We start from the raw sequence: 16175 nt of genomic DNA, 5'->3' as shown, positions 1-16175 counted from the left end.
AAGGAGGCGTAGGTCCGCGACGACGCCCCCGAGGAGCCGCCCCATGCCCGAGGTCCGCCCGCTCGACGGTCTCAAGGTCGTCGACCTCTCCCGGATCCTGGCGGGGCCGTACTGCACGCAGTACCTCGGCGAGATGGGTGCCGACGTCATCAAGGTCGAACCGCCCGGCCACGGTGACGACACGCGGCTGTGGGGCCCGCCGTTCGTCGGGGACGAGGCCGTGTACTTCCTGGCGGCCAACCGGAACAAGCGCGGCATCGTGCTCGACCTCAAGTCCGAGCGCGGCCGCGAAGCCGTGCGCCGGCTCGTGGCCGACGCCGATGTGCTGGTGGAGAACTTCCGGCCGGGCACGCTGGAGCGGTGGGGGCTGGCGTACGAGTCGCTGGCCGAGCTGAACCCGCGGCTGATCCACGTGTCGATCACCGGGTTCGGCCAGACGGGGCCGTACCGCGACCGGCCCGGCTACGACCTCGTCGCGCAGGCGCTCGGCGGCGTGATGGGGCTGACCGGCGAGCCCGACGGCGCGCCGGCCAAGGTGGGGCTGCCGGTGGCCGATCTCAACGCCGGCACGTGGGCGATCATCGGGGTGCTGATGGCGCTGCAGGCCCGGCACACGACCGGGCGTGGGCAGTACCTCGACGTGTCGTTGCTCGACGCGCAACTCGCCTGGCACATCTACGCCGCCGGCGCGCACTTCTACGACACCCCGCGGCCGCGCCGCATGGGCTCGGCGCACCCGAGCATCGTGCCGTACCAGGCGTACCACGTGTCCGACGGCTGGCTCGTGATCGCGGTGGGCAGCGAGAAGCTGTGGCGCGCGTTCTGCGGCGTGCTGGGGCTGGACATCGCTTTCGATCCGCGGTTCGCCACCAACGCCGCGCGCGCCGAGCACCGCGACGAGCTGAACGCGTTGCTGGAAGAAGTGTTGGTGACGCGTACGGTCGAGGACTGGATGAAGGCGCTCGACGCGGCGAGCATCCCGGCCGCGCCGATCAACGACATCGACGACGTGTACGCCGACCCGTGGACGGCCGCGCGCGACCAGGTCGTGCGGCTGCCGCACCCGACCGTCGGCACCTACCTCGGCACGGGTTTCCCGGTGAAGGCCTCGGAAACCCAGCCGAGGCCGACGTCGGCGCCGCCGGTGCTCGGCCAGCACACGGCTGAGGTGCTGGCGGAGATCGGGTACTCGGATGCCGAGATCGCAGACTTTCTGGCGTGACCGTTCGCCGACTGAGGAGGATTCGCATGGAAAACCCGCTGTGGCACCCGTTCGCGGACATGGGCGCCGTGGACGGCGACCGCTTCGTGATCACGCGCGGCTCGGGCTCGTACGTGTGGGACGACGCCGGCCGCCGCTACTTCGACGCCACGGCCTCACTCTGGTACGCGAACTTCGGCCACGGCCGGCCCGAGATCACGCAAGCCGTGACGGCGCAGCTGGAGAAGCTGGACTCCTACAACCTGTTCGGCTACTACGCGAACGAGCCGGCGCTGGAGCTGGCCTCCCGGCTGTCTTCACTCGCTCCCGTCCCCGGCTCGAAGGTTTTCCTCGGCTCCGGCGGCGGTGACGTGGTGGACACGGCCGTGAAGATCGCCCGCGCCCACTTCGCCCACACCGGCCGGCCCGAGAAGTCCCACATCATCGGCCGCACGCAGGGCTACCACGGCACCCACGGCTTCGGCACCGCCGTCGGCGGGATCCCCGTGAACGCCGCGGACTTCGGCCCGATGGCGACCGGCTTCTCGCACGTCGCGCACGACAGCGTCGGTGATTTGGAGGCCGAGATCCTGCGCGTGGGGCCCGACCGCGTCGCCGCGTTCTTCTGCGAGCCCGTGATCGGCGCGGGCGGCGTCCTGCTGCCCGCGCCCGGCTACCTCGAGGCCGCCGTCGAAGTCTGCCACCGTCACGGCGTGCTCTTCGTGGCCGACTGCGTGATCGCCGCCTTCGGCCGCCTGGGCACGTGGTTCGGCATCGACCGCTGGGACGTCCGGCCAGACATGGTGACCACCGCGAAGGGCCTCACCGGCGGCACGATCCCCTTGTCCGCGCTACTCGTCTCCCCGGACGTCGCGGCCCCCTTCTTCACCGGCTCCCCGGGCGCGCCCGTGCTCCGCCACGGCGCCACCTACTCGGGCCACCCGGTGGCCTGCGCGGCGGCACTGGCCACTTTGGACATCTACGAGAAGGACGGGCTGATTCCCCGCGGCCGGGAACTGGAGAAGCCTTTGGCGGACGCCCTTTCCTCGGCGGCTTCGCATCCGGCGGTGGGGGAGGTTCGGGCCGGGTTGGGGTTCTTGGCCGCGGTGGAGCTGTCGGCGGAGGTGCTGGCCGCGGATCCCGGCGCGTCGGGCCGGCTGCAGCGGTTGCTGCGCGATGAGGGCGTACTGGTGCGGCCGTGGGGGAAGGGGATCGCCATGTCGCCGCCGTTGATCGCGGGGGATGAGGAGCTGGACCTGTTGGCTTCGGCGATTCCGGTGGCGCTTTCTCGGTTGGGGGGCTGAGTTTTCGGCTTTGGGTCACCTTGTCGGGGTTCTTCCTTGGCAAGGTGACTCGGGCTGTGGGGACGTCGAGGAGCTGGGGTTGGGCTGGCCTCGGGTGTGGATGGTTGGGCGCGGTCTCGCGCGTGGCGGGGTTCGGTCACGCGGCTGGGTTGATTCGAACGGTAGTCGGGCTGCCCTGCGGTGGGGTCGGTTTGCTGTGGTGGCTTGGCGATGGGCCTGTCTTGCGTGGGTTTGATCTGTCGTGGCGACTTTGGTAGCAGTGCTTTTGTGCGATCGGCTTGGAATGCCGTGGCGGTCGGGAGGTCGGATGCGTGCGGGGCTTGACCTGTGATGGCGACGTGGTGGTGGGGCTGCCTGCGGTGGCGTTGATCTGTGGCGGCGACTTGGCGGTCGGCGCGCCTTCGAGCGCTTGATCTGTCGGCTGGCTCGGTGGTGGGCTGCTCTGCTGTGGTGGCTTGGTGGTCAGCTGCCTTGGCGTGGGTTTGGTTCGCTGTGGCGACGTGGTGGTGGGGTGCCGTGCGTCTTGATCTGCCGTGGCGACTAGGCGGTCAGGTACAGCACGGCGTAACAGGCCAGCCAATGCTCGACCATGTAATCGCTGCCGCTGACGTGATCAAGCTCGGGCGTCGCGTGCGTTTCCGCGGCGGCGAGCATGAGCGGCACGCGCGGGTCGGTGGCGGGCAGCTGGTCGGCGAGCCGCAGCCAGCACCAGGCGCGGCTGAGGTTGAGCCCGCGTAGGTGGGCGAGTTGGCCGTCGCTGTCGTCGGAGATCGTGGCGGGGGTGAGGAGTGCGGCGGGCCGGCCGTCGGTCAGACCGGGGAGGAACCGGTCGAACCACGCGACGAAGTCCTCCGGCGCGAGCAGCCCGGCCTGCAGCTCGGCTTCGGTGAGCGCGGCCGACAGAAAATCGGCTCCGGAGGGCTCCCACCCGCCGGGGTAGTCGACGTCCGCGCTGAACCACCGCGCCGCGGCCTCCTCGATCGCCGCGAGCAGCGCACCGTCTCCGGCGGCCGCCCGCATCCGGGCGAACGGCAGCGCCCGCGAAAGCCCGAACGCACTGTTGTTGTGCGCGCCGGTCCGCACCGGGTACGTCTGCTTCGGCAGCCAGCGCAGGAAAGCCTCACTCACCGCCGCCGACAACGGCTCCAGATGTGCCGACCACCTGCGCGCCGCCGGGTCGTCCCAGGTCGCGATTTCGTGGTGGAGCATCAGGGCCCAGCCCCAGCCGTACGGCCGAGCCCTTGACCCGCTCGTCCTGAACGTCTCCGCCTCGGCCGCCAGGGCTTCGGCGGTGAGGTGCTCGTCGAGGACCGCGGTGATCTCGCGGGCCGGGATCGCGTCCGGGACGGAGCGCAGCAGCCGCACCAGCAGCCAGTGCATCTCCACGCAGGAATGCCAGTCGAAGCAACCGTAGAACGCCGGGTACAGATCCCTCGGCCGGCTCGGGAAATCGCCCACGAACCGCATCGTGCTGCGAATGTCGCTCGGGAACTCTTTCCTGACGTTGCGCAGCGCGGCCTCCCCGAACTCACCGGCCCGGGACCTCAACTGCGCCACTCTGCTCCACCGTGCCACGCCCCCTCATCGACTGGGACGCGGTCACCCCACCGCCGGTCCCTCCTGCATCACCCCACACAACCCACCACGTCGGCAAGCCCCTCGCCCCGCAAGATCCCGCCACTCACCGCACGAACTGGCCGATCGCGGCGGCAAGTCCGCCAGCGGAATGGCAAGGCGCCGACATTCGTGGCAAGCCGGACACTTGGCTGGCAAACAGCGAACACGGGCGGCACCGTGCCAGAGCGAATGGCAAGTTGCCAGACGGGGTTCGCAGGTCCTGCGGCCCAATGGCAACGGCTGAGCAGGCATCGCGCCAGCAGGAATGGCAAGTCGCCGCGCGCCAGCGCAAGATCTACGGCCGAGTCACAATCGCAGCGGTGTAAGGCAATCCGCGAAGGCGGATGGCGCCGGCCCAAGAGTGAGTGGCAAGAAGCGTTCCGGAATGACAAGGCATGCCGGTTGCCGAGGCCGTGCTGAAATAGCCGAGTCACGATCGCAAGGCTGCACTTGGCGCGGCGCGGCGTGGCACGCATCGCGTTGGCAGGCTGGCCGCGGCCCAGCAGCGCCTGCGTTGGCCGGGCCGGATCGGGCTGAAGAAGCGCTGTGCGCCTAGAAAGGCCCAGCGTGGAAGACGGCTGGTTGACCCTCGGCCGGAGTAGGACTGGTGAGATGCGGTGTGCGGGAAGCCTGAGCGCGAACGGCGACTGGTTGGCGACTCATCCGTCCCGGGCTTCAACTGCCCCAGAGCTCAACCGCTCAGTCCTCACTGGCCCGAGCCACAACTTCGCCACTCAGCCGACCTGCCGAGATGACCGGGCTGACCGAGCCAGCCACCCCACCGAGCCACCCCAACCCCGTCACCCGATGCAGAACTCGTTCCCCTCCAGATCCGCCATCGTGATCCACCGGTTCGGCCCCTGCGAACCCCGGTGCAAAAACGTGGCGCCCCGCGCCTGGAGTTTCGCGAACTCCTCCTCCATCGCCTCCGTCCCGCCCACGCGGACGTCGAGGTGGACGCGGTTCTTCACCGTCTTCCCCTCAGGCACCAGCTGAAACAAGACCCGCCGCGACGTCTCCGGGTGCGAGATCGCCGCGCCTTCGCGCCAGACGAGGGTGCCGTGGTGGGTGGTGGTGTCGTCTTCGGATGCGTAGCCCTTGGCGATCATCTCGCGGATGAAGGCCTCGTCGCTGGGCTCGACGGTCCAGCCGAGGGTCTCGGCCCACCAGTCGGCCTGGGAGTGTGGTTCCGCGGAGTCCACGGTCACCTGGAAGTCATACGCCATACCGGCACGTTAACCACCGACCCCGACATTTTCGGCAACTCGGGCTCGCCCGGTACGTCGGTGAACGCCCACTTGTCGACGCCGCCGCCCATGATTTCGGCGTAGCGGCGGGCGCCGTCGGCGTTGGCGAAGCGCACTTGCTGGCCGTTGGTGAGGTGGGTGATCTTGACTGCCACGCTGCCTCCAGAAACATCCAGGAAGTCCGGAAAAGTCGAGTGCCGGCCCGCGGAGCTTCCCCCTCCGGGGCCGGCTCGCTCAGTAGAACACGTGTTCGAAGGCTCCCGCAAATCGGGTCCCCCTGCTGGGCGACGCAAGTCCCCCAGAGGGGTAACCCGGCTGGTCAGCGGATCATCGCGAGCCGGGGCCAGCGGTCCAGTCCCAGGGCCGCCTCGTGCTCGCGGATCGCGCGCAGCGCGGGCCCCCACGACGCCGGCGGCAGCTCCCGGAAGCCGAGCCGCGCGTAGTACGGGGCGTTCCACGGCACGTCGCGGAAGGTCGTCAGCGTCAGTGCCGGCAGGCCGCGGGACGCCGCCCACGAGCCGGCCGCGTCCAGCAGCAACCGGCCCCAGCCGCGGCGCGCGAAGGTCGGCAGCACCGACACCTGCTCCACGTGACCGTTGCCGTCCACGACGTCCGCGATCAGGTAGCCCGCCACCACCCCCGAGACGTCCGCCACCCAGCACCGCCCCTCAGCCTGGTACGGCTGCAGCTCGGCCACCGAAAACGGCTCGTCGTCCGCGATCGCCGCCATCCCGATGCCGCGGAACGGCTCCGCGGCGGCGATCTCGAGCGGGCCGAGCGCGGCCAAGTCGGCAGGGCGGGCGAGTCTGATCATCCGCCATTCCTACCGGCTACACCGAATACGACGAAACTGCTTTCTGGATACGCTCCGCATACACCTGCAACGCACTGATCGCCTCGGCTCGCGAGGCGTCGCTGATGCGCGCGGCGGGCCCCACGAGCGAGAGCACGCTCGGCCGCGTCCGCCCCGTTTCCACCGGCACCGCACACGCCCACACGCCGTCTTCGATCTCGCCCCAGCTCTGGGCGTAACGGTTCGTGAGCGCGAGCTTCAGCTCTTCACGCACCTCGATCCCGTGTTCGCGCGAAATCTCCGCGATGCGCTGCTCGCGTTCACCGTCGGGCAGCAGTGCGAGCAGCATCTTGCCGGTCGCGCCGGCGCCGAGCGGGATCGAGTGGCCGGGCTGGAAGGTGAACCGCATCGCGCGATCGCATTCGACCCGGTCGGTGCACACGGCCAGGTCGCCGAAGTGCTGGAACAGCAGGATGGTCTCGCCGAGCTCGCGCGACGCCTCTTCCATGGTGGGGCGGGCGATCCGCGCGACGTCGTTGGCCAGTCGCGCGGCGCGCGCGAGCGGCATCACCTGGCTGGTCACGTGGTAGCGGCCCGAGCGGGCCTCTTCGAGCAGCTGCAGTTCCTTGAGCAGCTGCACGTACCGATATGTGGTGGCGACCGGGCTGCCGATCACCTCGGCCAGCTCCGCGACGCTCGCTTCCCACCGGTGCTCGGAAAACGCGAGCAGCACTTGCAGCACCTTGCGCGAACTGCTCGTGCCGGCCGTTCGGCGGGGCGCTGCAGCGCTTTCTTCGGCAGGCGGCATTCGGAACCCTCTTCGTGGTCTGCGACCCGACTCGCGAACACGACAAGTCAGCAAATTACCACAGGACCAGAACAATCGCCCGCGGTGAATTCACCGGATATGATCAGCTATTCACGACCAGGAACGGCGTGAGCAGCCCCGGCACGGTCGCGTCGGCCAGCGCGAGTCCGTCGGATTCGCCGACGTCCACCACGTGGTAGTGCCCGCGGCCCGCCGCGATCGGCGCCACCACCGTGACCAGCCCCGCACGCCGCTGGAACCACGAGCGCGTGACGACGATCCCGGTCAGTCCGTCGCGCCGCACGGCCACGGTCTGGCGCGCCAGCGAACCCGAACGCGTCACGAGGTAGCGCCCGACCAGCGCGTGGCCGAGCGTGCGGTAGCGATCCCAGCCCACCAGCACCGCGAACGGCACGAGCACCAGCGCGAGCTGCCAAGGCCAGTCCGGCAGCGCCCCGGCCCAGGCCAGCAGGAACAGTCCCGCCGCCGGCACCAGCACGCTCGTGAGCGCGCGCGTGATCCGCCGGTTCAACGCCTGCCTCGGGTGCCGCACGAGCACCGCGCCGGCCACGTCCTCGCCCAGCACCTCGCCGGCCACCTCGCGCACGCGGGCCAGCGGCGCGGGCGGCAGCAGCAGGCCGCCGCCCTTGTCCGCGCCCTTGCCCTCGCGCAGGCCGGCGGCCACTGCCACGCACTTTGCACCGCCGGCGATCCGCAGCGGCAACGGTTCCTTCAGCTCGACCCCGCGCAGCCGGTCTTCCTCGATCGACACCGACCGGGTGGTGATGAGCCCGCGCCGGATGTGCAGCGTGCCGCCGGGTTCACGCGTGAGCCGGAAGTTCCAGAACGACAGCACGTAACCGCCGACCGACAGCACCGAAACCAGCACCAGCAGGCCGATCGCGGCGAAGACCACGGTGACCCACACCGGCTCTTGCGTCACGCGCGAAAAGAGGTCGCGCAACGGTCCGTAGCGCACCGGGTCGAGGTTCAGCTCGTGGGCGAAGTGGTAGATCGTGCCGAGGATCGCGCCCACCACCGCGATGCCGGACAGCGTGAACGGCGCGTACCGCAGCCACTTCCGGTCCACGGCCGCGACCAGCTGCTCCGGCGGCGCGGTGACATCGACGGACCCAGCGGGCCCAGCAGACCCGGAAGCCACCGTTTTCCGGTGCAGCAACAGCGTTCGCAACCGCTGCGCCTCCGCGCGCGTGACGGCGTCGAGCACCAGCTCGTCCTTGCCCGGCCCCTTGCCCTGCGAATGCCGGCCGGTGCCGATCCGCACCGCGGCCAGCGAGAACAGCCGGTGCTTCGGCTCCGACACCACGTCGACGGTGCGGATCCGGTCGCGCGGCACCGCCCGCTGCTTGCGCAGCAACAGCCCCGTGCGCCATTCCACCTGTGTCGCCGTGATGCGGTACCGCGAGGTGAGGCAGTGCGAGATGCCGGTGGCGATCGTCAACGCCGTGAACCCCAACCCGATCCACTGCCAGTTGTTGCCCGAGCCCAGCAGGAGCGCGCCGACCAGCACGGGCAGCGACCGCACGAGGTCGAGCACCGGCCGGATCAGCAGCATCCGCAGGTCGAGCCGGTGCCACGGCGCTTCTTCCGTGCCCTCGGCCGCACCCGCGGCCAGCGGCAACGCCGTGCTCACGTGGCGTCACCGCGCACGGCCTGCGTGGTGCGCGTGAGCTCGTCGGCCAGCGCCACGGCCCGCTCGTGGTCGAGGCCGGAGATCCGCAGCGGTCCCGCGGCCGACGCCGTGGTCACGGTGATCCGCGCGAGCCCGAACAGCTGCTCGAGCGGGCCGCGCTCGATGTCCACGGTCTGGATCCGCGAGATCGGCGCGATCCGCCATTCCTGCTTCAGCCAGCCGGCCTGCGTGTACACGGCGTCGGCGGTGACCTCCCACCGGTGCACGCGGTAGCGCCACTGCGGCATCACCAGCAGGTGCAGCGGGCCGACCACGCAGCAGAGCACCAGCGTGACCGAGAGCCACGACGGCGGGTCGTCACTCGTGGCCACCACCACGGCCTGCACCCCGATCACCACGAGCCAGCCGAGGGCGGCCGAGGCCGTCCAGTGGCCGATCGCCTTGCGGCTCACGCGGTGCTCGGGTGGCCGAAGGCTCAGGCTCAGCGCGCTCGGTTCTTGTGCGGTCACCTGCTTAGCGTGCCTGAACAGTCGTGACCGTGGCCACGACAAGTGTCACTGTGCCCCGATCCGGGGCCCCGGTGAGTGCGGGGCGTTACTATTTCGGCCGCGGGCGGGATGGAAACGCGGTGGTGCCGTGTTGAACCCGGTTAAGCCTGTGCACGACAGCGATCAGCAGGAGGATTCCGGTGGGATTCGATCCCGAGGAACTGTACGAGGTGGACTCGGACGTCCCCGACCTGGACGGAGCCGTGCTCCTGCACTTCTTCGACGGTTTCATGGACGCGGGGTCCACGGGCAGGCTCGTCACCGACCACCTGACCAACGAGGTCGAGAACCGGGTGATCGCGCGCTTCGACGTCGACCGCCTCATCGACTACCGCTCCCGGCGTCCGCCGATGACCTACGCGGTGGACCACTGGGAGGACTACGAGGCCCCTGAGCTGGCCGTTCGTCTCCTGCACGACACCGACGGCGTGCCCTTCCTGCTGCTGTCCGGCCCCGAGCCCGACCACGAGTGGGAGCGCTTCGCCACCGCTGTGAAGCACCTCATCGAGCGCTGGGGCGTGCGTCTCACCGTCGGGTTCCACGGGATCCCGATGGGCGCACCGCACACGCGTCCGCTCGGCGTCACGGCCCACGCCACGCGCGAGAGCCTCATCGGTGGCGACCACCAGCCGCTGCCCAACCGCATGCAGGTGCCCGGCAGCGTGTCCGCGCTGCTGGAGTACCGCCTCGGCGAGTGGGGTCACGACGCGATGGGCTTCGCCGCCCACGTGCCGCACTACCTCGCGCAGTCGGCGTACCCGTCGGCGGCGCTGCTGGTGCTCGAGTCCGTGGAGCGCGCCACCGGCCTGCACCTGCCGGACGGCGAGCTGCGCGTGGCCGCCCAGGTCGCCACGGCCGAGATCGACCGCCAGGTCGCGGAGTCCGACGAGGTCGCCGACGTGGTGCGCGCGCTGGAGCGCCAGTACGACACGTTCGTGGAGGCCTCGGGCCGCGACAGCCTGCTGGCCGAGTCGCAGGAGCACATGCCGACGGCCGAGGAGCTCGGTTCGCAGTTCGAGCGGTTCCTGGCGGAGCAGGGCGGGGACTCACCGGAGCGCTGAGTCTCCGGGCAGGGGTCAGTCGCGGGCCCGTCTGCGCCCGGTGCGGTACGCGATCGCGGCCGAGCGGACCGTCTGCCAGGCCCACCACATTCGCTTCGTCATGGTCGCCACCATGCCATGATCGGGGCTGGGGGTTTCCGGCACGCTGCCCTCAGGGGTGCGGCGGGTGACGTTCGGACCACGGGCAGCCACCGGTCCCGGTGATCGGTAATCGACCGACGCCGGCCATTACCGACGGGTAAACCGGCCGGTTCGATTCCGTGCCCGGTTGTTGTATATCGTCCCGGAATGACCCAGCCGCACCAAGATCGATTCACGGCAAGGACTTTGGGTGGAGCTCTGAGGCGGAAAGCCGGCCTGGTGCTGCGCCGGGTGGCCACCCGCTTGCATGACCCGTACACCGATCAACTGAACCGGATGCGCGACGAACTCCGTGAGGAAATCGTCCGTCAGGGTGACCGCCTCCTCGACCGGGTGGTGGAATTCGAAATTCGCAGTCGCCGCGACATCGTGTACGCCGGCGACCAGGACGCGGCGCTCGAGAGCAACGTGTTCGCCCGCGAGAACCTCATCGGCGCGCGCCACTTCGGCAGCCCGCCCGAAACGCTCAAGTTCGCGTTGTCACTGGCCCCGGCCGGCGGCATGGCGCTCGAATTCGGCGTCGCCTCCGGTAACACGCTGCGCACCATCGCCGCCGCGCGCGGCGGGGTCGAGGTCTACGGCTTCGACTCGTTCGAAGGCCTGCCCGAGGCGTGGCTCAACGGCATGCCGGCCGGCGCCTTCGCCCGCGACGACCTGCCGGATGTCCCCGGCGCGGAACTCGTGGTGGGCCTGTTCAACGACAGCCTGCCGGGATTCCTGGAAAAGCACCCGGGCCACGTCGATTTCCTGCACGTGGACGGCGATCTCTACAGCTCCGCGAAAACCGTGCTCGAAAACGTCGGCCCGCGGCTTCGTCCGGGCAGCATCGTGCACTTCGACGAGTTCTTCAACTTCCCCGGCTGGAAGCGCCACGAGTACCGCGCGTGGATGGAACACATCGAAAAGACGGGCATCGAGTTCACGTATGAGGCTTACACGTACAACGACAACCAGGTGACCGTGCGCATCACCGGTGTGCCGGGGTATGAGGCACCGGCGCAGGACGAGATTCGCGCCGACCACGCTTGATGAGTGTGAAACCGCCGGATCCGCCCGCTTTCCGGGACGGGTCCGGCGATTTTCGTTTTCCGGTGACCTTTTCGAGCAGGATCGAAGGGCTTGCCCCACCGAATTCGGGCTGCCTACGTTCGGATTCGATCTTGGTCGGACGAGCAAGGGCACAGACTGCGAAGAGCACGCCCTAGCGCGAGTGGCAGCCCTCCTCGTTGAGCGGCCCGATCGACGGCACGACCAGGCCGCACAGGTAGCCGTCGATCCAGTGGCCGTTGCCGGCGACGTTCGTGCCGAGCCGCAGGAGCGGCGCGAGCGCTTTCACCCCGTGGGCGAGGGAATCCTGGTTGCGCTGCAGCAAGGACGTGAGCCGGTCGAGGTCGGCGAGGGTGGGGGCGAGGGTGCGGTTGTTGTCGTCGACGAGGCCCGACAGCTCGGTGGCGAGGCGTCGCGAGCCGTCGAGCAGGGTGGAGATGGCGGACTCGCGGCGGGCGACCTCGTCGAGCAGGCGGTTGCCGTCGGTGAGCAGGCGTTGCACCTCGGCGTCGCGGTCGACGAGGGTCGTGGACACCGTGCGGGTGTTGGCCAGCAAGGAGGTCAGCTGCGCGTCGCGCGAAGCGATGGTGTCGGACAGGCGCGAGAGGCCGCCGAGGGCGGTGCGAACGTCGGCGGGTGTGTTCGCGAACGTGCCCGCGAGCGTGTCGAAGCTGTGCGCCAGCTGCGTCGTGTCGATGTGGTCGACGGTGGCCGACAGCTCGCGGAACGCGTCGAGCACGTCGTAGGGCACGGTGGTGCGCGAGCTCGGGATCGGCACACCGGGGTCGAGCGAGCCCGCGCCCGCCGGGTCGAGCGCGAGGTACTTCTGGCCCAGCACCGTCTTCAGCTTGATCGCCGCGGTGGTGCCGTCGCCGAGCCACGCGTCCTTGACCTTGAACGTCACCCGCACGCGAGCGCCGTCGAGCGTCACCGCGGACACCCGGCCGACCTCGACGCCGGCGATGCGCACGTCGTTGCCGTCCTGCAGCCCCGCGGCTTCGGTGAACTCGGCCGCGAACGTGGTGCCGTCGCCGATCACGGGCAGGCTGCGCGCGTTGAGCGCCGTGACGAAACCGAGGGTGAGCACCGTGAGCCCCACCAGTGCGGTGCGGACGGGGCGGCGGGGACCTCGGGCCGAGTGCATTGAGTGCACAGTGCCGCAGAGTGTGAGGTGACGCCAGTCACACAACACCTTCGGCGGACGCCGGGCACGTTCGGCGACGATCGGCGGCGGGTACTTTTCGTCGGAAGGAAACAACCGGCGGAAGGTGGCACGGCGTGGCGCACACGCGGGTCTACCGCGACGGCGTGCTGGTCGACCAGGATTTCCCGGTGGAACAGGTCTCCGACTACCTCCAGGACCCGGCCACCACCGTCTGGCTCGATTTCTGCGAGCCGACCCAGGACGACCTGGCCGCGATCTCCGAAGAGCTCGGCCTCCACGCGCTGGCCGTGGAGGACGCGGCGGAGGAACACCAGCGGCCCAAGTTCGACCGCTACGACACGCATTCCTTCCTCATCGCATATTCGGCGCACTTCGACGTGGACACGGGCATCGTCACGAAATCCGAGCTCGGCGCGTTCGTGACGAAGCAGGCGCTGGTCACGGTGCGCAAGGACGACGGCTTCGACATCGACGCCGTGGAGCAGCGCTGGGACTCCTCGGCCGACCTCGCGAAATCGGGTGTCGCGTTCCTGCTGCACGGCCTGCTCGACCACATCGTCGACGGGCACTTCGAAAGCGTGCAGGCGCTCGACGAGCAGATCGAAGCGCTGGAGGACCTCGTGTTCGCCGAACGCCCGGACCAGCGTGAGCTGCAACGGCGCTCGTTCCGGCTGCGCAAGAGCCTCACGGCGCTGCGCCGTGTGGTGCTGCCGATGCGCGAGGTCGTGAACACCGTGATGCGCCGCGACCAGCACCTGGTCGACAGCGTGATGATGCCGTACTTCCAGGACGTGTACGACCACGTGCTGCGCGCGTCGGAGTGGACGGAGTCGTTGCGCGACCTGGTGGCGACCGTGCGCGAGACGCAGCTGAACCTGCAGGGCAACCGGCTCAACACGATCATGAAGAAGGTGACCAGCTGGGCCGCGATCATCGCGGTGCCCACGGCGGTGACCGGCTTCTACGGGCAGAACGTGCCGTACCCCGGATTCCAGGCCACGTCGGGGTTCTGGGTGTCCACAGTGGCCATCGTGCTGCTGTCGGTGGCTCTCTACGCGTCGTTCAAGCGCCGCGATTGGCTGTGATCGCGTTTCGCCCCGACCGCACCCGGGTAGGTCGCACCGGTAAGGATTTTCCACCCGGCTGGGGAGGGACAGGCATGCGTGACTTCAGTGCCGGGCTGCACCCGGCGGCAGACCTGATGACCGAGGAAAACCTGGCGCATCAGGAAGAAGTGCGGCGGCGGGCGGCGCTGTCGGTCGCGTCGAACTCGCTGGACGCCGACGATTGCGCGCAGCTGCTGGAGATGCTCGGGCTGCACACGGCGACGACCCGGCGCGGGGAAGTGGCCTGAAGTCAGCCCCGCTGTTTTTCGAGCGGCTTGTGGGGCGGTTTTTCCAGCGCGGCCTCCTGCTCGCGGCACAGCGTGCACACGAGCTTTTGGCCGATGCACTGGCCTTCGGGGGTCACGAGGTGGGCGACGTGCAGCGTGGGGTAGCCGCACGTCTCGCACGGGATCGCGGTGCTCTCGTGGCTGATCAGCACGCGGATGGGCATCGGGGTCTCCTCTGGCGGAGTCGGGTCGCGTTCGGCTAACCCATTCGCCCGCTCCTCAGTCCTGGGAACGCCCAACGTCACCCGTTCGGCGGACAAGGTTCACCCACGGTAGAAGGCAGCTTCGGCTGCCGGTGTCAGGCGCGGTAGACCTCGATTCCGTCCGCATACGTGCGTACCACGCGCGTTTCACCGATCTCTTGACGCGGGCCGTCGAACGGGTCGCGGTCGAGAACCGCCAGGTCGGCGGCCTTGCCGACGGTGAGCGAGCCGGTGCCGGCGTCGAGGTGGTTCACGGCGGCGCTGCCCGCGGTGTACGCGCGCAGGGCTGCCGCGAGCGGCAACGCCTGCTCCGGCCCGAGCGGCGGCGTGCGCGCACCGAGCAGGGCCCGGTTCACCGCGACGTGGATCGCGGCGAGCGGGTCGGGGCTGCTCACGGGCCAGTCGCTGCCCATCGCGAGGGCGGCGCCGGTGCGCAGGAGATCACCGAACGGGTACTGCCAGCTCGCGCGCGGGTAGCCGAGGAACGGCAGCGTGAGCTCGTCCATCTGCGGTTCGTGCGCGGCCCACAGCGCCTGCAGGTTGGCCGTGGCGCCGAGGCGGTGGAACCGCGGGACGTCCGCCGGGTGCACCACCTGCAGGTGGGCGAGGTGGTGGCGGAGACCGGAAGTGCCGTTCTCGGCGGCTGTGGCTTCGAGGGCGTCGAGCACGTCGCGCACCGCGCGGTCGCCGATCGCGTGGAAGTGCACCTGGAAACCGGCGGCGTCGAGGGTGGTGGTGACGTCGCGGAGCAGACCGGGTTCGAGGAAGCCGAGGCCGCGGTCGCCGGTGGGGTGGCCGTGGCGGTCGAGGTAGGGCTCGAGCATGGCCGCGGTGAAGGTCTCGACCACGCCGTCCTGCATCACCTTCACCGAGGGTGTGCGGTAGTTGCGGCCTTGCCCGGCGGTGGCGGCTCGGATTTTCGCGAGCCGCGCGACCTGGTCCGCGACGCCGGCGGACGGACATGAACGGTCCCACCACAACGCGCCGGTGACCTTCGCGGTGAGCCGGCCGGCGTGGTCCGCCCGCAGGTAGGACTCGTGGGCGTTCGGGCCGGTGCCCGGCACGGCGACCCAGGCGTCCTGCCAGTTGGTGATCCCGAACGAGTGCAGGTGGCGCTGGGCTTCGGCGAGGGCGGCGTCGAGGTCTTCCTGCGTGTCGGCCGGCGCGAAGCGGGCGACGAGGTCGGCCGCGCCTTCGTGGAGCAGACCGGTGGGTTCGCCGTCGGCGTCGCGTTCGATGCGGCCGTCGGCGGGGTCGGGGGTGTCGCGGTCGATCCCGGCGTACGCGAGCGCCGTGGTGCTGGCCCAGCTCGAGTGGTGGTCGCGGTTGGGCAGCAGGGCGGGGCGGGCACCGACCACGGCGTCGAGCGCGGCGCGGTGCGGGCGTCCGCCGGGAAAGGCCTCCATCGCCCAGCCACCGCCCAGAACCCAGTCACGCTCGGGATGCGCGCGGGCGTAATCGCCGATGATGCGCGTGTACTCCTCGGCGGTTTGGGCGCCGGAGAGGTCGCAGCGGATCCGTTCTAGCCCACCCATCACCGGGTGCACGTGGGCGTCGCCGAAACCGGGCAGCAGCAGCCCGCCGGCCAGGTCCACGACTTCGTCGGCTTCGCGCAGGAACGGCTCCACCGTGCGGTCGCCGCCGACCGCCGCGATCCGGCCGCCGGACACGGCGACGGCCGAGCAGATCGTGCCGGCGGCGTCGGCGGTGAACACGCGGCCGCCGCGGAAGACCCTGGTCGTCATTACCGAACGGTAACGCGATGACCGGTGTGTGCTCGCGCGCCCACAGGTCGTTACGGGAACTGCGGTTGCCCTACCGAACCAACGTTTACCAACAGATGTCCGGGGCGTGGCATCTGGCCAGCTCAGTGACCACATCGTGGCGGGTGGACGTTTCGTCCGGGTAGCTGCCCGAGGCAGCGTTGATCTTGCCCGAACTTACCTCGTTCGGTCGGTTGGACGGGCAAAATCACCAATCCGCGAGCACACTT

16 protein-coding genes are annotated in these 16175 nt (G+C 69.9%); 6 read left to right on the top strand and 10 right to left on the bottom strand.

The features are described 5' to 3' along the window. The first annotated feature begins 43 nt into the window (after positions 1-43). Together VSH64_RS28700 and VSH64_RS28695 are read left to right on the top strand one after the other, a co-directional pair. Positions 44-1222 (top strand): CaiB/BaiF CoA transferase family protein, encoded by a 1179-nt coding sequence (locus VSH64_RS28700; protein WP_326565842.1) that lies wholly within the window; start codon positions 44-46, stop codon positions 1220-1222. Between the two features lie 26 nt (positions 1223-1248). Further along, positions 1249-2505 (top strand): aminotransferase family protein, encoded by a 1257-nt coding sequence (locus tag VSH64_RS28695; RefSeq protein WP_326565840.1) that lies wholly within the window; start codon positions 1249-1251, stop codon positions 2503-2505. 540 nt (positions 2506-3045) lie between these two features. Here VSH64_RS28695 and VSH64_RS28690 read toward each other — a convergent pair. The 7 genes from VSH64_RS28690 to VSH64_RS28660 form a co-directional block, all read right to left on the bottom strand. Further along, on the bottom strand, positions 3046-4062 hold the full coding sequence (locus VSH64_RS28690; RefSeq protein WP_326565839.1) for a DUF2891 domain-containing protein: 1017 nt from the start codon (positions 4060-4062) through the stop codon (positions 3046-3048). Between the two features lie 860 nt (positions 4063-4922). Beyond that, entirely contained in the window at positions 4923-5348 is a 426-nt protein-coding gene (locus tag VSH64_RS28685; protein ID WP_326565838.1) for a VOC family protein, read from the bottom strand. Beyond that, entirely contained in the window at positions 5327-5524 is a 198-nt protein-coding gene (locus tag VSH64_RS28680) for a hypothetical protein (RefSeq protein ID WP_326565837.1), read from the bottom strand. Before VSH64_RS28680 ends, VSH64_RS28685 begins: the two co-directional genes overlap by 22 nt. Before the next feature lie 164 nt (positions 5525-5688). Continuing rightward, on the bottom strand, positions 5689-6183 hold the full coding sequence (locus VSH64_RS28675) for a GNAT family N-acetyltransferase (protein WP_326565836.1): 495 nt from the start codon (positions 6181-6183) through the stop codon (positions 5689-5691). Positions 6184-6199: 16 nt separating this feature from the next. Beyond that, positions 6200-6904: an IclR family transcriptional regulator gene (locus VSH64_RS28670; protein WP_326565835.1), complete on the bottom strand. Its 705-nt coding sequence runs from the start codon at positions 6902-6904 to the stop codon at positions 6200-6202. 169 nt (positions 6905-7073) lie between these two features. Further along, positions 7074-8546 (bottom strand): PH domain-containing protein, encoded by a 1473-nt coding sequence (locus VSH64_RS28665; protein ID WP_326838040.1) that lies wholly within the window; start codon positions 8544-8546, stop codon positions 7074-7076. A 74-nt stretch (positions 8547-8620) separates the two neighbouring features. Then, positions 8621-9133, bottom strand: coding sequence for a PH domain-containing protein (locus VSH64_RS28660; RefSeq protein ID WP_326565834.1), 513 nt, complete (start codon positions 9131-9133; stop codon positions 8621-8623). A 179-nt stretch (positions 9134-9312) separates the two neighbouring features. Between VSH64_RS28660 and VSH64_RS28655 the strand changes: the two genes are divergently transcribed. Both VSH64_RS28655 and VSH64_RS28650 read left to right on the top strand, forming a co-directional pair. After that, entirely contained in the window at positions 9313-10233 is a 921-nt protein-coding gene (locus VSH64_RS28655) for a proteasome assembly chaperone family protein (protein WP_326565833.1), read from the top strand. Between the two features lie 417 nt (positions 10234-10650). Next, entirely contained in the window at positions 10651-11403 is a 753-nt protein-coding gene (locus VSH64_RS28650) for a class I SAM-dependent methyltransferase (protein WP_326565832.1), read from the top strand. A gap of 172 nt (positions 11404-11575) precedes the next feature. On the opposite strand, the gene VSH64_RS28645 is transcribed toward VSH64_RS28650, so the two are convergent. Continuing rightward, complete coding sequence (locus tag VSH64_RS28645) at positions 11576-12565, bottom strand: MCE family protein (RefSeq protein ID WP_326565830.1); 990 nt, start codon at positions 12563-12565, stop codon at positions 11576-11578. Between the two features lie 134 nt (positions 12566-12699). On the opposite strand from VSH64_RS28645, the gene VSH64_RS28640 reads away from it, so the two are divergent. Together VSH64_RS28640 and VSH64_RS28635 are read left to right on the top strand one after the other, a co-directional pair. Then, positions 12700-13671, top strand: a complete 972-nt coding sequence (locus VSH64_RS28640) for a magnesium transporter CorA family protein (protein WP_326565828.1) — start codon at positions 12700-12702, stop codon at positions 13669-13671. A 74-nt stretch (positions 13672-13745) separates the two neighbouring features. Next, a complete protein-coding gene (locus VSH64_RS28635) occupies positions 13746-13940 on the top strand; it encodes a hypothetical protein (protein WP_326565827.1) in 195 nt (64 codons plus the stop codon). A 2-nt stretch (positions 13941-13942) separates the two neighbouring features. Here the strand turns inward: VSH64_RS28635 and VSH64_RS28630 are convergent, their stop codons facing one another. Beyond that, complete coding sequence (locus VSH64_RS28630; protein ID WP_326565826.1) at positions 13943-14143, bottom strand: hypothetical protein; 201 nt, start codon at positions 14141-14143, stop codon at positions 13943-13945. Between the two features lie 134 nt (positions 14144-14277). Further along, positions 14278-15927: an amidohydrolase gene (locus VSH64_RS28625; protein WP_326565824.1), complete on the bottom strand. Its 1650-nt coding sequence runs from the start codon at positions 15925-15927 to the stop codon at positions 14278-14280. Between the last annotated feature and the right edge of the window lie 248 nt (positions 15928-16175).

The sequence above is a fragment of the Amycolatopsis rhabdoformis genome (assembly GCF_035918295.1).
Lineage (GTDB): Bacteria > Actinomycetota > Actinomycetes > Mycobacteriales > Pseudonocardiaceae > Amycolatopsis > Amycolatopsis rhabdoformis.
The sequence above is the reverse complement of the archived record's forward strand: the minus strand, read 5'-3'. Positions and strand labels throughout refer to the sequence as shown.